This window comes from Phocaeicola coprocola DSM 17136 (assembly GCF_000154845.1).
Classification (GTDB): Bacteria; Bacteroidota; Bacteroidia; order Bacteroidales; family Bacteroidaceae; genus Phocaeicola; species Phocaeicola coprocola.
The window spans coordinates 1,905-20,257 of sequence record NZ_DS981454.1; the positions used below are offsets into that span (position 1 = coordinate 1,905).

The following is an 18,353-nucleotide window of genomic DNA, read 5'->3' on the forward strand; positions in this document are numbered from 1 at the left end:
GATATGCTCCGGAAAAATGAGATTTTAATGTCTGGTTATCCATTTTTCATCTTTTAGGGGATGAACGGATAAAAATTACGCTTTAAGGTATGGTTTTATACCCTAATAAGCTGCCGGAAAGTGAACGGGTATGCTCCGGAATATGTAATAAAAAAATCATTATTAGCAATTTTATGAAATTAGGATATATACACAGCAACAGAGAAGAACAAACCCGAGTCATGCAAGTACTGAAAATGACTTCTGAATCTGTAGCTCTCGACGAACTCGGCATTGGCCGTATCCGTGATGCTTTTGCAGACCGTATGTTTCCCGGAATATCTACCCTGCAAAAGCACATGAAGTATTTCTCTCTTGTACAAGGATATGGTATTCAGCTTGCTGACGGTCCGTTAAGGGGACTGACGGCACGAGCTGTCATCGTGATAGACGAAAACGGCAAAATGCGTTATACGCAATTGGTAAAAGAAGTTTCGAACGAACCCGACTACGAGGCTGCACTTCAAGCAGCAAACGAATTGTAAAGATTGAGGTCTTACAGTACGATTCATAAAAAACTGAACAAAAAACATACTATCGAGCATTGGTAAAAAAAATTAATTTATTACCTTTGTTCGTATATGAAGGAACTGCTTCACATACTCCCCGCTCTGCTTGCTCTCTGTTTATGTGTTTCCTGCAAGGATACAAAAGCAAAGAGCAAGCGGATTGTGCCTGTCGGAATATTGGCTGATGGTGATCTTGCATTCCGGCGCGGTACCGGATTGCTGAGTCACGTGGTTACTTCTGCCAGCAAAGACGGGGTTTACTCGCACGTAGGAATCTTAAAACAGATTGACAATGAATGGTTCGTTATTCATGCTGTCCCCGATGAACCTGATTTTGAGGGTGACACCGACCGTGTAAAAACAGACCCGTTATCACGTTTTTTCGCCGAGGACAGAGCTGTACGTGGCGCAATAGCCAGAATTATGGATGATTCTATTGCAGCTTCGAGGGCTGCACATACAGCCTGGGAGATTGCTCGAAAGGGAACTCTTTTTGATCATGATTACAATCTGGCAGATACCTCACAAATGTATTGTACCGAACTTGTAGAATTTGCCTACCAGAAAGCGGATATCTGTCTTTCGGAAGGAAGGCGTACGCAAATCAATGTTCCGGCAATGGGAGGAACATACCTCATGCCCGACGACATTGCAGCCAACAAACGATTAAAAATATTATACAGTTTTCCGTAAACTCAAGGTTTTTCTTTTCCTATATTCTATATTTATTAACTTTAAAATGTAAACACTATGATGAAACAACTGATTCGTTTGGGATTGATGCTGGTTGCAGTGCTAGCTATGGTATCGTGTACACCCAGTACACCTGGAACCGCACTGAAAAATTACATGTCGGCACTAAGCGACAAGGATTATGAGAAGTTCATTGACGGATGCAACATCTCTGAGGCTGACTCTGAGAAAGCTAAGGAAATACGCGAGGGGCTTATTGCCATGATTCAGGAAAAGGGGTCAAAGACTATTGAGAAAAAGGGCGGACTAAAAGAGGTTGAAATTGTTTCTGAGGAAATGGCTGAAGACGGCAACTCGGCGATTGTCACTTACAAGCAGCATTATGGCGACGGAAGTGTCAAAGAAGATACTCAGAAAATGATAAAGGTGGATGGTAAATGGCTGATGGATATCGGTAAATAATGAATAGGTAATACAGAAAAGGGGCGTCGTAAAGCGCCCCTTATTTTTTACCGGCGTGCCCGTAGCTCCCAGAAGGCTACAGCTGAGGCTGCCGCTACATTCAGTGAGTCGACACCATGCCACATCGGTATGCGGACTACATAATCGGACTCTGACAGTACCTCGGCTGGAAGACCGTCGTCTTCGGTACCCATCACAATAGCCAAACGGGGGATTTCCTTAAGCTCCGGATAATCGATGGGAACGGAACGGTCGGTCAGAGCAAGGGAAGCGGTACAGAACCCCATTTCACGCAGCGAAGATACGGGACGGGGAAGCCATGTCCAGGGTACGAGAAAAACGGAGCCCATCGACACGCGTACGGCACGGCGGTTCAAAGGGTCGCACGAGTCGGGTGAAAGAAGGATGGCATCGATGCCCAGGGCTGCCGCTGAACGAAAGATGGCTCCGATATTGGTCGTATCGACAACACCGTGAATCACGGCAACACGACGGGCATCGCGGCAGACTTCCTCGGGAGTACGTGGAGCGGGACGCCGCATGGCACATAATACACCGCGTGTAAGCGTGTAGCCGGTAAGGCTTGCCAGAAGCTCGCGGCTGCCCGTATAAACGGGAATGTCACCGGCACGAAGAATGATATCGGCTGCATCTCCTTCGATATGTTTTTTCTCACAAAGCAGTGCAAGAGGCTGATAACCGGCATCGAGTGCCACACGGATTACTTTGGGGCTCTCGGCTATAAATATGCCTTTTTCGGGATCTATGCGGTTACGCAACTGGGCTTCGGTCAAGGTTCCGAACACGTCTACTCCTGGGTGTTCGAGGGAGGTTATTTCTATTACGGGCATATGGATATTCTTTTTCTTGCCAAAGTTAAGAAAGAATATCGGCCGGAGCAAAGTTTTTTTCTCTACCTTTGTCAGCGAAGAAAACAAACTAAAGAATAACAGTTATGCTACATTTTGATACTGACTATATGGAAGGGGCACATCCGGAAGTGATGCGCCGCCTGATGGAAACTAATCTGGAACAGACATCCGGATATGGAAGCGATGATTATACATGCCATGCCCGTGAACTGATACGCCAGGCATGCGGACAGCCCGAAGCGGGAGTATATTTCCTGGTTGGGGGTACGCAGACCAATGCAACTGTCATCGACGGGCTGCTTGCCCGCCACGAAGGTGTACTGGGAGCAGAAACAGCGCACATCAATGTGCACGAGGCAGGAGCCATCGAAGCTTCCGGACATAAGGTGCTGACATTGCCTCAACATGAAGGAAAGCTTTGTGCTGAGGAGGTAGAAGCATATATCGCCGATTTTTACCGTGATGCAACTTACGAACACATGGTGGCTCCGGGAATGGTGTATATTTCTCACCCTACTGAATATGGTACATTGTACTCGCTCAGTGAACTGGAGGCTTTGAGCCGGGTATGCCGCAAGGCGAATATTCCGCTTTATATGGATGGTGCACGTCTGGGATACGGTCTGGCTGCTCCAGGTACAGATGTCACCTTGCAGGACATTGCCCGTCTGTGTGATGTGTTTTATATAGGGGGAACAAAAGTGGGTGCATTGTTCGGCGAGGCAGTAGTGGCTCCGCATGCGGAACGTCTGCCGCATTTTTTCCCGCTGATTAAACAGCACGGAGCACTGCTCGCCAAGGGACGCCTGTTGGGTATTCAGTTTGAAACGCTGTTTACTGACGGAATTTATCTGGAGATGGGGAAACATGCTGTCCGTCTGGCACAGAAACTGAAACAGGGTTTTGTCCAAAAAGGGTATAAACTTCATATGGATTCGCCAACCAACCAGCAGTTTGTCTGCTTGCCTAACGCGGATATCGACCGCCTTTCGGCACATGCAACCTTCGAGTTATGGGGACCACGCGGAGAAGAGGAAACGGTGGTACGCTTCGTAACCAGCTGGGCAACACGCGAGGCTGACGTAGACGCATTGATCGATTTACTCTAATCGGCTTCTTCGATAGAGAAACGGTTTACGGTGACGGCAATGGAATATTTTATCAGTCCGTCACCGGAAAACATGGTTCCACCGCCTTGTATACACATACGTACGCTCATACCATCGTTTGCCGTGAGAAGATATTCGCCGGAATGCTTCTGCTCGTTTACGGTATACCACATGCCGTTCTGTCCGTATTGTACCTCGACGTAGCTTCCATCGGTTTCATAATCCCATGAAAGCCGGTATCGGGAAGTGTTTCCCCGGTGAAAAGTAAATATACAGGTGGATTCGTCATAGTCGACATACGACAGTGAGGTCACTTCTTCCGGATAGAAATTCAGGGCTATGCGGCTTACCGTATCATTGGATATTATGTTATTCATAACATACTCGGTATAGGTTTCTCCCAAGTGTTTCTTTTCAAGGGGATAATAGTCGAGTTCTTCATTCTGGCAAGAGCCAAACCACATGGCAGCGCATATAATCACTGCCATGCTATATACTATTTTCATGCTCATTCGTGTTCTGTTTCGTTCTGTAACATTTCAACAGGAAAATCTTCCTCGTGAGGTGCTGGTCTTCCGGCTTCGGGCATCGGATGTGGCACAGGCTGCTCGGGCTTCATTGTCAGCCACAGGTCGTACTGCTCGTCTGTCAGAATCTTACGGAGCTTCTTTATTTTCTTTTCGGCACGCTCTTGCATCTCTTCTTTCATCTTATCATCGCCGGCTGGTGGTGTCATCATAGGAGGTCTGCCTCCGCCCATCATTGGAGGCTGACCTCCACCATTCATCATCGGGGGACGTCCTCCTTCTCTCATTGGAGGACGGTTCATGTCCTTTCCCCCACGGCCTATCAGGACCTCCAGTTTTTCCCTTTCTTCTTTCAGATTAAGCTTGTAAATCTTCTTATATTGCTTCTCGGTAAGATTGAGTACCTTATCCATTTCATCGGTACGCCTGCGTGCCGTTTTCTCAGGGTTAGGTATTTCTTTTTTCTGAGTATTTTCTTTTTGTTGCGGTTCATCGTATGATGTAGCGGCAACGGCTTCTGCAGAAATTGGCATCAGAGCAGCCAGGCAGACAGCCCACATTATTTTTCTCATCTTCATCATAAAATAAGTTTTTAAGGGTTGTTGTTTCGGATGACAAATGTAAAACGCTGACTTATATGTGGAAATAGAATCAACCAACCCGCCCATTCTATCGGTTAACTCCCGACAAATCAGATTTTCCGTAAAACGGCTTTACAGAAAAAGGTATATAAAGATAAAATAAGCACACTTGGTCTGCAAAATCATTCCATTCGCCGATTTTAGTTGCAACGGGTAAGGTACAAACGTATTTTTGCAGGCATAAAACTACCACAACAATGAAACATCTGCAAAAACAGCTACTTCTCGAACAAATTATTTATCTTTCCATTTGGGTGTTGATACTGGGAACTCCGCTCATCGGTTTTCTGCTCGACAATGATCATCCGCTGGAGGGAAGCGAACTGTGGAAAGAGGTAAGTGATACCTGGCTTATGGTGCTTCCTTTCTTTCTGCTGTTTCTGATACATAACTATGTACTCATTCCACGCCTCCTGCTCAAGAAATACTATACGCGCTACGTTTTGTCGTTGATTTTTACCATCGGTATCTTGTTTCTGTATCTTCCGGGATGTATACAAGTGTTCAATCCTCACCCGGGATTCCGTCAGCATAAAGAGTTTATCGTGCAGGATTCGGTCTTCGACATGCCCCACATGCAGCATCTTCCCGTACTTCCTTCTGATGAGAAAGAAATACATCCGATACGCCCGATGCATCCGCCTTTTCTGCTGATACATATTACGGTAGCTATCTTGTTGGTAGGTTTTAACCTGACCATACGTTTCTTCCTGAAATCGCTTCACGATGAGGAAATGCTTAAGGAACTGGAACATCAGCATCTGGAATCGGAATTGCAGTACTTGAAGTATCAGCTTAATCCGCATTTTTTCATGAACACCCTGAACAATATTCATGCACTGGTCGACATCGATTCGGAAAAGGCAAAAAGAACAATCATTGAACTTTCGAAGTTGATGAGGTATGTGCTCTACGAAGCCAACAAGAGCCAGATTTCACTGGAACGTGAAATTCAGTTTCTCGAAAACTATATTGCGCTGATGAAGTTGCGATATACCGAGCGGCTTACCATCTACACGGACTTTCCAATAATCGTACCTCGTGTACAGATTCCTCCCTTACTGTTCATTTCACTTCTTGAAAATGCATTCAAGCATGGAGTGAGTTACCGTGAAGATTCGTTTATCGATGTACGCATAGCACAAGTAGATGAAGGTATTTTGTTTGCATGCAAGAACAGCAAACACGCCTGTACGCACGATACTCATCACGGCATCGGCATTGAGAACATAAAGAAAAGACTTCATCTGCTCTACGGCAACAATTATACATTTACTACAACTGAAGACGATACGTCTTACCATGTTTTACTTATAACCCCGCCGCTATCATGAAATGTCTGATTATCGACGATGAACCGCTTGCGCTGACTCAGCTCTCGGGGTATATTTCACGTATTCCGTTCCTGACGCTGGTAGCCTCGTGCCAGGATGCCTGCCAGGCTTCCGAAATACTGGCTCACACTCCTGTTGACTTGCTTTTTGCAGACATAAACATGCCGGACCTGAACGGTATAGATTTTGTCCGCTCACTTCCGAACCCTCCCATGGTTATCTTTACTACTGCATACTCGGAATATGCCATCGAGGGGTTCCGGCTCAATGCCATTGATTATCTGATGAAGCCTTTCAGCCTTGCCGAATGTCTGAGGGCAGCCGAAAAGGCACGACAAATGTACGGACTGACGCATAACACTGCCGAACCTGAAGAGGAGAAAAGTACACTGTTTGTGAAAAGCGAATACAAGGTAATACGCATTTACAAAGAGAAAATCCTGTATATAGAGGGGATGAGTGAGTATGTGTGTATTTATATGGAAGACCGGCCTAAGCCTGTCATTACGCTGAACAGCCTGCAAAAGTTGTCGGCCATGCTTCCTCCGAACTTTATGCGGGTGCATCGTTCGTACATTGTCAATCTGAATAAGATTACCGAAATTTCCCGTTTCCGTATTCTTTTCGGCAAAGACGTGTATATCCCCATTGGAGAAAATTATAAAGAGCAGTTTATGGCATATATCCATCGGCTGGGGCTTATCTGATTGAAGAAATGGTTATCTTTGCAGCATCTCTGAAATAAAATGATCTGCTTTATGGAAAAGGAAAAAGAAATACATTCTTGTGTGGACTGCGGTACACAAAACTGCAAGTATAAAGACCGTACTTATCCTGATTTCTGCCTGACAACTAACTTGAAGGAAGAAGACCGCCAGTGGGCGCTGGAACGATATGACGAGGGAAACAACCGCCAGGTGATGATAGCCAGTGCGGAAGTGGAATACGAAGGGTACTGCCAATGGACACGCGTACAGGAAATCATGGAGTTTGCACGTAAAATAAATGCACACCGCATCGGTATAGCCAACTGTATCGGACTGATAAATGAAGCACGTATCTTCGCCCGCATTCTTCAGGCAAACGGTTTCGAAGCGTATTCGGTAATCTGCAAGGTTGCCGGACAACCCAAGACTTCGATGGGTATTCCTGCTGAATGTGAAAGTATAGGGGCGGCCATGTGTAACCCGATTTTACAGGCACGGCTGCTGAATGAAGCAAAGACAGACCTGAATGTGGTAATCGGATTGTGTGTAGGACATGACAGTTTGTTCTACAAGTATGCTGAGGCTTATACTACCACGCTGGTAACAAAAGACCGTGTTACGGGAAACAATCCGGCTGCTGCTCTTTACACTGCCAATTCGTATTACCGGAAGAAATTCTTTAATGGGAACGAGAAGAAGTAAATGATTCATACAAACAGCCTGAATGATACAATATCTATACAACGTACAGACAATACCAGATCAACTATCAGTAACAGCTGTCTTATCAGGATAAAAAATTAAAAGATATAATCTAAACAGAAAGTCAATCAGCCTGTAAAAAATGTTCAGGCTGATTGACTTTCTCGGTTTATTTCAGTTTCTTGCCATCGGAAAAGGCACTGCCGACTTTTTTACCAATCTCCAGGTAATCATGATGAATAGGATCGTAGGTAATCGGTTTCAACTTGGTTACATCTACTTTACCGTCTTCGCCCAACACGGCTTCATCTACAGAAATATTGACAATCCGTCCTGTCATGAAACAGGTTTCGGGATCGTATGAAACGAGCTCACACTCCAGCGTCATGGGAAGTTCTTCGATGACGGGAGCATTGACAAACGCCGACTTTACTGCATGAAATCCGGCATGGGCAAACTTGTCCGGTTCCTTATTGCCGGATACGATACCTACATAGTCGCATTCCGCTACGCGGTCTGCTGTACCCATACTTACGGTAAATGCACGTGTCGCAAGGATATTCTTTGTTGTCTTGTGTTCTTCTGCCAGACAAATTCCAACCATGTTGTCTGTATAAATTCCTCCCCATGCTGCATTCATGGCATTGGGTAATCCGTTTTCATCGTAAGCTGCCACGATAAATACGGGCATCGGATACAACCAGGTCTTTACACCAAAATTCTTTCTCATAGGTATTTACTCCTTTCTTTAAAATATATCTTTTCAACTAGATCCTTTTTTCCAGGTATTACATTGCTTTCTCCGTAATGGCTACTTTGATGACTCCATCCTGCCGGTTCTCAAAAATACAATATGCTTCTTCTATCTTGTCAAGCGGGAAACGGTGGGTAATGAGCGGTGTCGTATCAATCTTGCCTTCGGCTATCAGGCGAAGAATCTCTGCACAGTCGCATCCGTCTACACCACCGGTCTTGAAAGTCAGGTTCTTTCCGTACATATCGGGCAATGGAAGTTGCTGGGGGCGATCATAAAGTGCCACGATGGTAACGATGGCATTCGGACGGGCACATTCCCACGCCAGCCGGAAGGTATCTTCCGCTCCTGCAACTTCGATGACGACATCGGCTCCTCCATGTGAACTGAGCTTGCGTATCTGTTCGACACATTCTTCGGGGCGCACCACGATTACTTCCGGATAATGCTCGTGTACAAAGCGGATACGCTCTTCCGACTTTTCGCATACAACGATACGCCGGGGATGTTTCAGCATGATACACAGCAAGGTGCATATACCTGTAGGACCGGCTCCGATAATGAGCACCGTATCGTCGGACGAAATCTCGGAGATACGTGCTGCCCAAAAACCAGTGGCAAGAATATCACCTACAAAAAGTGCCTGCTCATCGCTTACTCCCTCGGGAATACGGTTCAACCCCTGATCGGCATAAGGGACACGCACATATTCTGCCTGTCCTCCGTCGATGCGGCATCCCAATGCCCAGCCTCCCTGCTCGTCTTCGCAATTGTTTACATATCCATGACGACAGAAAAAGCACTCTCCACAAAAGGTCTCCACGTTGACCGTCACACGGTCGCCAGGCTTTACGGAAGTGACCTTCTCTCCTACCCGTTCAACAATACCCACCATTTCATGGCCGACTGTAATACCGGGTACGGCACGGGGTACACTTCCATGCTTGATATGCAAATCACTGGTACAGATACTCCCCATTGTGACGAGTACCACAGCATCACGCGGATCTTTTATTTCCGGCACAGGTTTCTCCATCATCTGGAACGTGCCATTCTTGATATAAGTATAGGCTAACATAGTTTATTCTTTCTTAGTTTGCTGTTTCGAATGATAAAGGTAAACAAAATTCTTTCATTTTTATTGTACAAAACAGAAATAATATCTATTTTTAGCGCAATGAAACGCATATCACCATCGGGTGATAATTTTATAGAATTTCTGAATATACAACAAATGATTGTCAAAGACACAAAACAAATGATTCGTTATGTTCGGCTGGTTTCCTGAGGAATTTCTAGCATAGAACTTAATTGATCGAATTGCTGCTGACGGGGCGGCAGGGATTGTTGTGTTCTTTGACGTACTTGGCATTCTAACCTCTGCTTTAAAAGGGAAAGTGGAGGTCCTCTGCTTTTGATGAGGCGGACATCAACTCATATCATCCGCCATACTGCTTTATACTTCAAAATCTAATTCATTTATTCATTTGTTGTTTATGGAAAATATTATTTTACGTGCTATGCGCACCTTCGATGAAAGTGTATGTGCTCCTGAATACGCCAGAAATCAATTGGCTATTGAAATCATATTCCCTGAACCTCCTGTTTTTATAAACGAGCTGGCTGTACGTGTTTACTCGGAAGACTACCAGTTGATTGGGGCGGATGTCTATTCTCCGTCTTCCCAAAAAACTCCCCGAAAGGTACGTTTTATTGTGCTGTCGGATACATTCTGGGACGAAAACCTGTATCATATTTTCGTATTTCAGAACGGACTTCCCAAATGGACTGTTTCTCTGTCTCCCTCGCCTTCTTACGAGGTATGGAAAAAAGAGAAGTTGGATGAACTGGAATCACATCCCGACAAGAAGTTTTTTATCGAGCGCCTCTGCCCGACCGACTGGTGGCAAAACATGTACTCTGAACAGTTCCAATTTCCTTCAGCCGAAAAAGTAATCGGAAAGCTTTATTCCTACTCGGAGGCAGAAGGGGTATGTCCTCACCTTCTCGTAACGGGAAACAACCTGATGACAAAGGCTTTTTCCTGCTTCATTCTGGCAGCTTATCTCACCGGTAATGACAAGTCGGAACAGGCTGTTTTTTCATTGGGTGAACTGGTTTCAGGCAATCTGAAATGGAGTGAGCTAGCTGAACATATCAGACAAAAGCAGGTGATCGTGATGAATGTCCCGCAATTGGAGTATAGCGCCAGCACGGTAAACTTGCTTTCTATGTTGGGTGATATACTTAGCAAAGAAGATTTCTCCCATCCGGTATTCATTTTCCATGGTGCAGAAGAACATGTCAATCAACTGTTTCAGGAATGTGAGGCGATAACCGGAATGTTTGCCGAATATAACACTTTCCGCATCAGTTTGTCCACTGAAATGCCTCCGATAACCCTTAACGATACTGAGTTTCAGCCGGCATTAAGAGAAACACCTTTTGCCGAATTTTCAGCCGAAGAGGAACTACAGCAGATGGTCGGACTGAAACAGCTTAAAGAGGATATACAGGAGGCACGGATGATGTCGCTTTTTCTCAAAGAGCGCAGAGAATTCAATCTCGATCTATGTGGAGACAGCCGTTACCATATGCTCTTTCTGGGAAATCCCGGAACAGGCAAAACAACGGTAGCCAGACTGGTAGGGAAAATGTATCATCAGATGGGACTATTGTCGAAAGGGCATACAGTGGAAACCTGCCGTACGAACCTGGTAGGTGAATATTTGGGACATACGGAAAAAAACACGAAGGAGGCAATCGAGGAAGCTCGTGGAGGTGTATTGTTTATCGATGAAGCTTATACACTGATAGAAGGTGGAAGTGACACGAAGGACTACGGCAAAGAGGTCATCAACGCACTGCTCACTGTATTGTCGGAACCGAATCCGGATATGATTGTCATTCTGGCCGGCTATGAGGATAAAATGAAAAAGCTGCTTAAAAGTAATCCGGGATTAAAAGACCGTTTTCCGCTCCGTTTCCATTTTGAGGATTATACGGCAGACGAACTGAGCGAAATAGCTCACCGTATTTTGAAAAGCCGGAATTTCGTCCTGACTCCTGAAGCAAACCTGCGCCTGAACAGTCTGATAGAAAAAGAAACCAGACAACGGGATGAGTATTTCGGCAACGGACGCTGGGTGCATAATCTGATAGAGCATGGCCTAATCAAGAGTATGGTCCGGAGAGTGATGTCAGGGCCCCGTCCGGAAACGGCACAACTCCAGCTTTTCAGTACAATAGAGGCATGTGATGTGGAAGAGGCCGAAGCCAAACTTCTCCGTACAGCAGACTTAAAAATAACTCCGCCTTGCCGTATCGGATTCAGGACCTGAATACAGATGCTTTAATTTTGGTCGACAAACAGTAGCTTTTCTGTATCATATCCCCTGACACGGAGTTTATCAAGCAGTTCCGCCTGTTTTTCTTTGGATAAAGTTTTATCACGACTCATTATCCAAAGATATTTGTCGGAACTGCTTCCTATCAATACATAACGGTAATCGGGATCTATATCAAGTACATAATAATCGGAATAAAACCAAAGGAAAAATGATACCTTCAACTTACCGGGATCGACAGGATTCGGCTGTTTGGCACGCCCCTCTACCTCCTTGTGTTTTCCATTTTTATATCCCTCATTTTTTACTTTAATGCTTCCATTTTCCTGTAAAGAATAGGTAGCAGTGACATGTGTCATTCCTTTTTCGAAACGATGATCGTAACGAGCAATTTCATACCATTTTCCCATAAAGCGACGGACATCAAATACAGATACGGTGCTATTATCTATCGTATCACCGTCCTGGGCTGCATGACACCCGCTCAATCCTAAAAAGGCACATAAAAGTAATAATACGTTTTTCATAGTAGCTGATTTTTTTAGACTTTTCCAAAGATACAAAACTATCGATACAATAAGAAATGTCTGGAAAAGGAAATCCGTTTTATATGTCAACATTCAAAAATTATCTTAACTTTGTAAAAATCATTGCAAGCTACTATGAAAACAAAGTTATTACTAATGTCATTTGTATTGTCACTCTGTATGAGTACAACATCGTGTATTGTCATTTGTATTGTCACTCTGTATGAGTACAACATCGTGTATTGTCACCAGGCATCATCACCGGCCACCGCATAAAAAAGAAATTCCACCAGGACATGCCAAGAAAATACATGGTCATAAATCGGCTAAATTTGATGCGCCGGGACATCATAAGCATTGATTATATGCAAGGTTCAAAAGACTGAAAACAAAATGAGGCTATCTCAAAATCAAGAACAGAGATAAGTTTAGTTACAATCTATAAGCCACAACATAAAAATCTCCTGCTTTTAGTCTTATAATAGTAATAAATAAGGGCTAAAGCAGGAGTTCTTTTATTACGAAGTTTCAATCTATAAGATTTTTATTTTGTATTTCTATTTTGAGACTGCCTCACTGTCTCAGCATGTTGCAAATCTTATTTCTTCTTCTGAGTGAATAGCCATTTCATAAAATCCGGATAATTGAAAGCAGGATTCCAGCTTCCATGATTGCAGCCAGGAAATTCAATATACTCTACCGAAGCACCTGCCGCTTTCAGGGCCTTATAAGCTTGACGAGAGCCTGCTACAGGAACGACATCATCAGCATCGCCATGGAAGATGCGGAAAGCTACATTTCTGGCAGCAGACAAACGCGTCGGATTAACTGTTCCACAAATAGGAACGGCAGCTGCAAAAATATCAGGAAAACGGGAAACCATATCGTATGTTCCCATTGCTCCCATTGATAATCCCATGATATAGATTCTCGATTTATCTACCTGAGGATTTGCCAAATACATATCGAGCAATTCTTTCACAGCCTGAAACACAGATGGCATTTCTTTTCCGACTGGCATCTGGGTGGGAATAAAAGACTGCGGACGGTTTTCGTATGCCCAATATCCGCTTTCCGGGCATTGCGGGAATAGTACAAAAGCCGGATATTTTTCACGGTTAACCGGATTCAGAAACATCTGCCCGCCATGAGTCAGTTGTTTTTCATTGTCATTTCCCCGTTCACCGGCTCCATGCAAGAACAATACCAACGGATACTTTTCTCCAGCTTGCATCACTTCCGGTTCCAGCAGGCGATAATTCAGACTATCCCCCGACGAAGAAACAAAGACACTGCGTTCATACTCATCCTGCGCTGCAACAAATTCCAGACTAAAAAGCAGCACAGAAAGCAACAAAATAAGTTTTTTCATAATACGTTTCATTTATAGATTAAAAGTAAATGAGTAACATTCGAGGTATTCTTCTCCCGAGAAGAAGCTCTGTAGCGCTCTCCAAAAGTACTATTTTTTTCTTTAATAACAATTATGCTGAGATATATCACTAACAAACCGGAATGTTGTTTCTATAAACAAAATGAGTCTGGCATTTACGATACCAGACTCTTACATGAAATACTTATCGAAAAAAATCGTTTCTATTGTTTCTCCAATTCAAAACCTAATTGCAATCCTTCGTATTGGTTCAACAACGAAGTAGCAGCACTGATTGTAGAATTAGAGTTGCCCAAAGCACCTCCGATGGTCTGAGCCAGCGACATCAACTTGTCTGCCTTGAAAAGCAAGCTCATCTTATTTGATGATAAAACCTGCTGCGATACAATGGCTGTAAACTTTATACCCAGCTTCGTTTTCATAGTCAGTTCTTTTGTGTCGGCATTATAAGAATAAGTACCACTAGTTGTACGACCTTTTACCGTAGAAGTATAGGTGCTGTCGGCATTAAAGACATAAGTACACCCATCGGTAAAGCCTAGTTTAGTAAGTACATCCGACATTTTTTCCTCTACTTTTTTCGACGCAAGCTCTCCACCTGCCTGTGCCAAGAAATTATCGCTTTCAAACTTACAATCCGGACCGGTATATTTCCAGGTTCCCTCCAAAGAAACTCCGGATGAGTTTGTAACTTTATTGGCAACAGCGTTAGCTACTCCCGAAAGTATGGATTTCAAATCTTGTGCGCTAGCCGCACTACTTGCCATATACATAAAGCATGACAAGCAAATTAATCTGATAATGTTCATCTTCTTCATTTTCTTTCTATTTCTTTTAAAGTGAATTTATTTGACCAATTTTTACGACAAATCGGCATGCAAAGATAGCAAATTCTGACAAAACGAGATAACATGACATAATAAAATCGGGTACAATATATTCCGATTCTGCTCTTTCCGGAAATATGTACCCGATCTATTCTAATGTCTTTCTTATTGATAGATATATTCTACCGATGACTTCTTGAAACGTACGTTACGGGTATTATTTGCACCAGCACCGTTGTGTTCCAGACTTGCATTATTACCCCGGACAAGCCATCCGGTCACCTTCGGATTATAACATGCTAAAAGTAACCAGTTTCTATTAACCCCATCATTACTCCACTGACATCCTACTCCATAAAAAGTAAGCGGTTCATCACCATGTCCGGCAATACTTCTGACAGAGAAACTCCAAAGTTCACCTAAATCCTGTCCGTCAAGCTGTACACCCGAGCGCTTTTCCAACATAATCTCACTACGATACTGCTTGTTGGTCACATCATTCTGAGGATAAAATCCTGCCCAATTTGTCGGTATAGTAAAATTAGAAAGGATGTTTTTATAATCATCAGACATTATATAGATTAATTTGTTATATGACTCATTTTGTGTCTGATTCTGAAGTTGTGTAATCCACAAGCAATAAGAATCACCATATCTTCGAAACCGAATTTATGGCATCTGAATCGTTCTTTGACAATACGGCATTTTTTCATACCACCTATGGCATGCTCCACTTTAATCCTGATTCCGGAAATCCGCTTGTTCTCTTGTTTTTCAACAGCAGTAAGCTCTTTTCCTTTTGGTTTCTTCCTGGGCATGCATATTTCAACTCCATCCGGTCTGTGTCCGATGAAACCTGTATCTTGCCAGAGCCTAATACCTCTGGGGAGTAGAAGAGGTTCTTCATCACAAATCTTCTTATCATGGACATGACCTTCGTATGTAGAACTCAGCCATACAATCCTAAGATTGTTGGTACACAACAGGTTATTCTTTATGCTATGAGTTTTTTTACCACTATAACATGCAGACTGCCTGTCTTCATCCAAAGGGCGTTGAATAGGTCGCTCGGTTCCGTCCAGCAAGACTTCTTCGCATCCTTGAAGGATGTGTATCAGACGTTTGGAGTTACGGTCGGGTAATTCACCAAGTGTTTTCAATGTACGACGGAGAATCTCAGAAAGAAGGTGAATCCACCTGTTGGCCTGGGGCTGGGACATCTCAAACTGAACGACATGGAGTTCCTGAAGGGGATTGGTCTTCAGATATACCAATATGAAGAACATTTTGTCCTGAATCAGAGGCAACACACTGGTCTTCCTGTTGTAAGATATACGTTGACGCACTTTGCCTTCCAAAGTGAAATGGCTGTAATATTCATCCCAATGGTACTTGAAAGTTACTAGCAAGGCATCAAACTCAACAGGAGTTAATCCTGTCGCTGCAAGCACTTGGCTATGACGGTGGCGAATCTGGTCGTAATACATCAATTGAACTTTTTAGACCACAAAGAGAAGTCAAAGAACGCTTTAATCAATTAGTCGATATAAACTCCATTTAATTCAAAAATAATTAACTAAGGAATAAAACCAGCAAAAGTAAACAAATGGAACATTTTTTTATTTTTCACGAATAGTGTTTTAAAATGCTAGTTTTTATGTAAATTTGTTGCATAAAAATAGAAATTATATGAAAAATACACTCTACTCATGGTTCAGTATCCTGATAGGATGCATTATTCTGGCAGCTGGCTTTGTCTTTTTCATCAATCCATACAACATTGTTCCAGGGGGTGTGTATGGAGCCAGTATCGTACTTCATAACTTATTTCCTTCGATTCAAGTAGGAACGTTTGGCTACATGTTCGATATTCCATTGCTCATTCTTTCAGTCGTTTTGCTGGGAGCCAAACTTGGTTCACGTACGATTGCTGCCGCACTCATTACCCCTTTACTGATGAATATCATATCCAAACTAGTTTATCCTACCAAAGAAGCATTGGAAGCACTCGATCCAGCCCAGCTTGCAGGTGGAAGCATGAACTTATCTGATCATCTGATGTTAGCTTGTGTTATAGGTGCAGCTTTAATCGGAATAGGAACAGGAATTGTCATACGCAACGAAGCCACTACAGGCGGAAGTGATATCGTAGGAATGTTACTCCAAAAATACTGCCACATACGCTTCTCAAAAGCCATACTTTTAGTTGACGGAACCGTAGTATGTTTCGGACTGGCAGTCATTGGCTTTGGCATAGGTAGTGCAGAAGATTCTATACAACCTTCGTGGCATTTGTCACTTTACTCCCTCATCGCTATTTTCATTATTTCAAGAGTGATAGCATATATGATAAACGGAGCCAAAAATGACAAGCTGATATTTGTAATCAGCGATAAAAAAATGACAGAACTGCATACATACATACTAAAAGATCTTGACCGTACAGCAACTTGTATTAAGAGCAGTGGACTATATACAGGTAAGGAGAAAGAAATGATTTTCCTCGTAGTAAGTTATAAAGAAGTAGCAGGTGTAAAACTTACGATAAAAAAGGCAGATCCCCGAGCATTTGTTGTAGTAACTGATGCCTATGATACTTTTGGAGAAGGATGGAAACAATTACCTTCACCCAATGAAATTCATCCAGAATAGAAAATGTATGTTTCCTTTCACAAAGCATGCGTTTGGGTAATTCGGGTAGAAAAAACAGTAATTTGGTTACGTACCCATTATATAAAAGCCAATATTTTTGCAGTACACGAATATGACAAATCATAAAACGATTGTACTATGAGAATAAAGGATTTTATATTAGTATGTATTACAACTGCAATAATGTTCCCAATGACTACATTAAAAGCACAGAATATGGAAAAAGAAAAACAACTCCCCGAATACCTTAGTGCGTTTCCTTTAGGTGAAGAGAATGTACAATATGCCAGATTTTTTATCGGGAAATCATACCTGGCTCCGCTCACAAGCAATAAAGACCTAAACACTCCTGTATGTAATGTTACCTTTGAACCAGGATGCAGGAACAACTGGCACAGCCATACAGGAGGACAGCTCCTGATAGCCGTAGGAGGAAAAGGATATTATCAGGAAAAAGGCAAACCGGCACGTTTGCTACTCCCTGGTGATATCGTAGAAATAGCTCCAAACGTAATTCATTGGCACGGAGCAGCTCCTGACAATTGGTTTTCACATCTCGCAATAGAATGTAACCCATAGAGTAATAAAAACACCTGGCTGGAACCTGTTGACGATGAGCAATACCTTGCTGCGACCTCACAAAGTAATACACTTTCAGCAGAAGCAGCAAGAAATCAGGCTACATGGTATTCCAGCGTAAATGACAAACTGGCTGTTTCTGATCCTGAGTTAACAAAAATGTAACCATTCTATTTTCCGCCTTGACACGCATGTTCCCTAAACCTACCTTTGCGCCGTAACCCTTAAACAACAATGATTATGGCAAAAGAAAAAGTAAACTACCAGGAGGTATATGACCTCTATCAGTTATGCAGTGAGACCAAGGATCTTCGTGAGTTCTGTGCGGATTATGGAGTAAATTACGACAAGTTCATGAACTGGCAGCGTCATCAGCTATGGAGCGAAAAGTTAGGCAAGACAGTCCAGGTTGAGCAGCCCAAGGTTGCCAAAGTCCGGATAACCGGCAAGCCTTGCAACAGTCCAACCGTAAAGTTGGAGGTGAAACAACCTGAAGGTGAATCTCCGATTAAGTGGGTAAAACTGCAATTGACATCAGGTGCCACATTGTTCCTAAGAAATACCACAGTTCTTGATTTGAGTCTGTTGCTTAATAAAATGATAGGATGATATGCTTGGACTTAGCGCTAACCTGAACTATTACCTGTTCAACGGTAATGTGGATTTGCGGAAAGGAATC

General features: G+C 43.3%; 20 protein-coding genes and 2 pseudogenes. 12 read left to right on the plus strand and 10 right to left on the minus strand.

The features are described from left to right. Window positions 1-236 precede the first annotated feature (236 nt). The 3 genes from BACCOP_RS20945 to BACCOP_RS03810 all read left to right on the plus strand — a co-directional run bounded on the left by BACCOP_RS20945 (window position 237) and on the right by BACCOP_RS03810 (window position 1,703). Window positions 237-524 (plus strand): DUF6361 family protein, encoded by a 288-nt coding sequence (locus tag BACCOP_RS20945; RefSeq protein ID WP_235776945.1) that lies wholly within the window; start codon window positions 237-239, stop codon window positions 522-524. Window positions 525-620: 96 nt separating this feature from the next. Further along, window positions 621-1,241: a YiiX/YebB-like N1pC/P60 family cysteine hydrolase gene (locus BACCOP_RS03805; RefSeq protein ID WP_007566481.1), complete on the plus strand. Its 621-nt coding sequence runs from the start codon at window positions 621-623 to the stop codon at window positions 1,239-1,241. Window positions 1,242-1,298: 57 nt separating this feature from the next. After that, window positions 1,299-1,703 carry a DUF4878 domain-containing protein gene (locus tag BACCOP_RS03810; protein WP_007566483.1) on the plus strand — a complete coding sequence of 135 codons (405 nt, stop codon included), beginning with the start codon at window positions 1,299-1,301 and terminating at the stop codon, window positions 1,701-1,703. Between the two features lie 47 nt (window positions 1,704-1,750). On the opposite strand, the gene BACCOP_RS03815 is transcribed toward BACCOP_RS03810, so the two are convergent. After that, a complete protein-coding gene (locus BACCOP_RS03815) occupies window positions 1,751-2,554 on the minus strand; it encodes a TrmH family RNA methyltransferase (protein ID WP_040311799.1) in 804 nt (267 codons plus the stop codon). A 104-nt stretch (window positions 2,555-2,658) separates the two neighbouring features. Here BACCOP_RS03815 and BACCOP_RS03820 point away from each other — a divergent pair, with 104 nt between their 5' ends. Continuing rightward, window positions 2,659-3,684: a threonine aldolase family protein gene (locus BACCOP_RS03820; RefSeq protein ID WP_007566487.1), complete on the plus strand. Its 1,026-nt coding sequence runs from the start codon at window positions 2,659-2,661 to the stop codon at window positions 3,682-3,684. Here the strand turns inward: BACCOP_RS03820 and BACCOP_RS03825 are convergent. Together BACCOP_RS03825 and BACCOP_RS03830 are read right to left on the minus strand one after the other, a co-directional pair. Next, window positions 3,681-4,190, minus strand: coding sequence for a hypothetical protein (locus tag BACCOP_RS03825; protein WP_235776944.1), 510 nt, complete (start codon window positions 4,188-4,190; stop codon window positions 3,681-3,683). The genes BACCOP_RS03820 and BACCOP_RS03825 overlap by 4 nt on opposite strands. Window positions 4,191-4,192: 2 nt before the next feature. Then, window positions 4,193-4,792 carry a DUF4890 domain-containing protein gene (locus BACCOP_RS03830; RefSeq protein WP_185150262.1) on the minus strand — a complete coding sequence of 200 codons (600 nt, stop codon included), beginning with the start codon at window positions 4,790-4,792 and terminating at the stop codon, window positions 4,193-4,195. 257 nt (window positions 4,793-5,049) lie between these two features. Here BACCOP_RS03830 and BACCOP_RS03835 point away from each other — a divergent pair, with 257 nt between their 5' ends. From BACCOP_RS03835 to BACCOP_RS03845, 3 genes are read left to right on the plus strand one after another with little or no spacing between them, the layout of a single operon-like run. Further along, window positions 5,050-6,186, plus strand: a complete 1,137-nt coding sequence (locus BACCOP_RS03835) for a sensor histidine kinase (protein WP_040311795.1) — start codon at window positions 5,050-5,052, stop codon at window positions 6,184-6,186. Beyond that, the gene (locus BACCOP_RS03840) at window positions 6,183-6,893 is read left to right on the plus strand and encodes a LytR/AlgR family response regulator transcription factor (RefSeq protein ID WP_007566499.1); all 711 of its coding nucleotides are present in this window, start codon (window positions 6,183-6,185) and stop codon (window positions 6,891-6,893) included. The genes BACCOP_RS03835 and BACCOP_RS03840 overlap by 4 nt, the downstream gene beginning before the upstream one ends. A gap of 51 nt (window positions 6,894-6,944) precedes the next feature. After that, window positions 6,945-7,595, plus strand: coding sequence for a DUF1847 domain-containing protein (locus BACCOP_RS03845; RefSeq protein ID WP_007566501.1), 651 nt, complete (start codon window positions 6,945-6,947; stop codon window positions 7,593-7,595). A 169-nt stretch (window positions 7,596-7,764) separates the two neighbouring features. Here BACCOP_RS03845 and BACCOP_RS03850 read toward each other — a convergent pair whose 3' ends face one another. Then, the gene (locus BACCOP_RS03850; RefSeq protein WP_007566503.1) at window positions 7,765-8,325 is read right to left on the minus strand and encodes a flavin reductase family protein; all 561 of its coding nucleotides are present in this window, start codon (window positions 8,323-8,325) and stop codon (window positions 7,765-7,767) included. Between the two features lie 58 nt (window positions 8,326-8,383). Next, window positions 8,384-9,427: an alcohol dehydrogenase gene (locus BACCOP_RS03855; protein WP_007566505.1), complete on the minus strand. Its 1,044-nt coding sequence runs from the start codon at window positions 9,425-9,427 to the stop codon at window positions 8,384-8,386. A gap of 418 nt (window positions 9,428-9,845) precedes the next feature. Between BACCOP_RS03855 and BACCOP_RS03860 the strand changes: the two genes are divergently transcribed. After that, window positions 9,846-11,690 (plus strand): AAA family ATPase, encoded by a 1,845-nt coding sequence (locus BACCOP_RS03860; protein ID WP_007566507.1) that lies wholly within the window; start codon window positions 9,846-9,848, stop codon window positions 11,688-11,690. Window positions 11,691-11,701: 11 nt separating this feature from the next. Here the strand turns inward: BACCOP_RS03860 and BACCOP_RS03865 are convergent, their stop codons facing one another. From BACCOP_RS03865 to BACCOP_RS20630, 5 genes are all read right to left on the minus strand, one after another. Then, window positions 11,702-12,223, minus strand: coding sequence for a lipocalin family protein (locus BACCOP_RS03865; RefSeq protein ID WP_040311796.1), 522 nt, complete (start codon window positions 12,221-12,223; stop codon window positions 11,702-11,704). Window positions 12,224-12,821: 598 nt separating this feature from the next. Further along, window positions 12,822-13,595 carry a carboxylesterase family protein gene (locus BACCOP_RS03870; protein ID WP_040311801.1) on the minus strand — a complete coding sequence of 258 codons (774 nt, stop codon included), beginning with the start codon at window positions 13,593-13,595 and terminating at the stop codon, window positions 12,822-12,824. 224 nt (window positions 13,596-13,819) lie between these two features. Continuing rightward, window positions 13,820-14,434, minus strand: coding sequence for a DUF4923 family protein (locus BACCOP_RS03875; protein ID WP_040311797.1), 615 nt, complete (start codon window positions 14,432-14,434; stop codon window positions 13,820-13,822). A 174-nt stretch (window positions 14,435-14,608) separates the two neighbouring features. Next, window positions 14,609-15,016: a hypothetical protein gene (locus tag BACCOP_RS03880; protein ID WP_007566512.1), complete on the minus strand. Its 408-nt coding sequence runs from the start codon at window positions 15,014-15,016 to the stop codon at window positions 14,609-14,611. An 8-nt stretch (window positions 15,017-15,024) separates the two neighbouring features. Continuing rightward, window positions 15,025-15,930: a transposase family protein gene (locus BACCOP_RS20630; RefSeq protein ID WP_007566513.1), complete on the minus strand. Its 906-nt coding sequence runs from the start codon at window positions 15,928-15,930 to the stop codon at window positions 15,025-15,027. A gap of 202 nt (window positions 15,931-16,132) precedes the next feature. On the opposite strand from BACCOP_RS20630, the gene BACCOP_RS03895 reads away from it, so the two are divergent. The 4 genes and pseudogenes from BACCOP_RS03895 to BACCOP_RS20950 form a co-directional block, all read left to right on the plus strand. Continuing rightward, a complete protein-coding gene (locus BACCOP_RS03895; RefSeq protein WP_007566514.1) occupies window positions 16,133-17,095 on the plus strand; it encodes a YitT family protein in 963 nt (320 codons plus the stop codon). 138 nt (window positions 17,096-17,233) lie between these two features. Then, a pseudogene (locus BACCOP_RS03900) lies at window positions 17,234-17,761 on the plus strand (cupin domain-containing protein); the annotation flags it as partial. Window positions 17,762-17,914: 153 nt separating this feature from the next. Further along, window positions 17,915-18,283: a hypothetical protein gene (locus BACCOP_RS03905; protein WP_009131422.1), complete on the plus strand. Its 369-nt coding sequence runs from the start codon at window positions 17,915-17,917 to the stop codon at window positions 18,281-18,283. A 1-nt stretch (window position 18,284) separates the two neighbouring features. Beyond that, window positions 18,285-18,353: pseudogene (locus BACCOP_RS20950) on the plus strand (IS66 family insertion sequence element accessory protein TnpB); the annotation flags it as partial.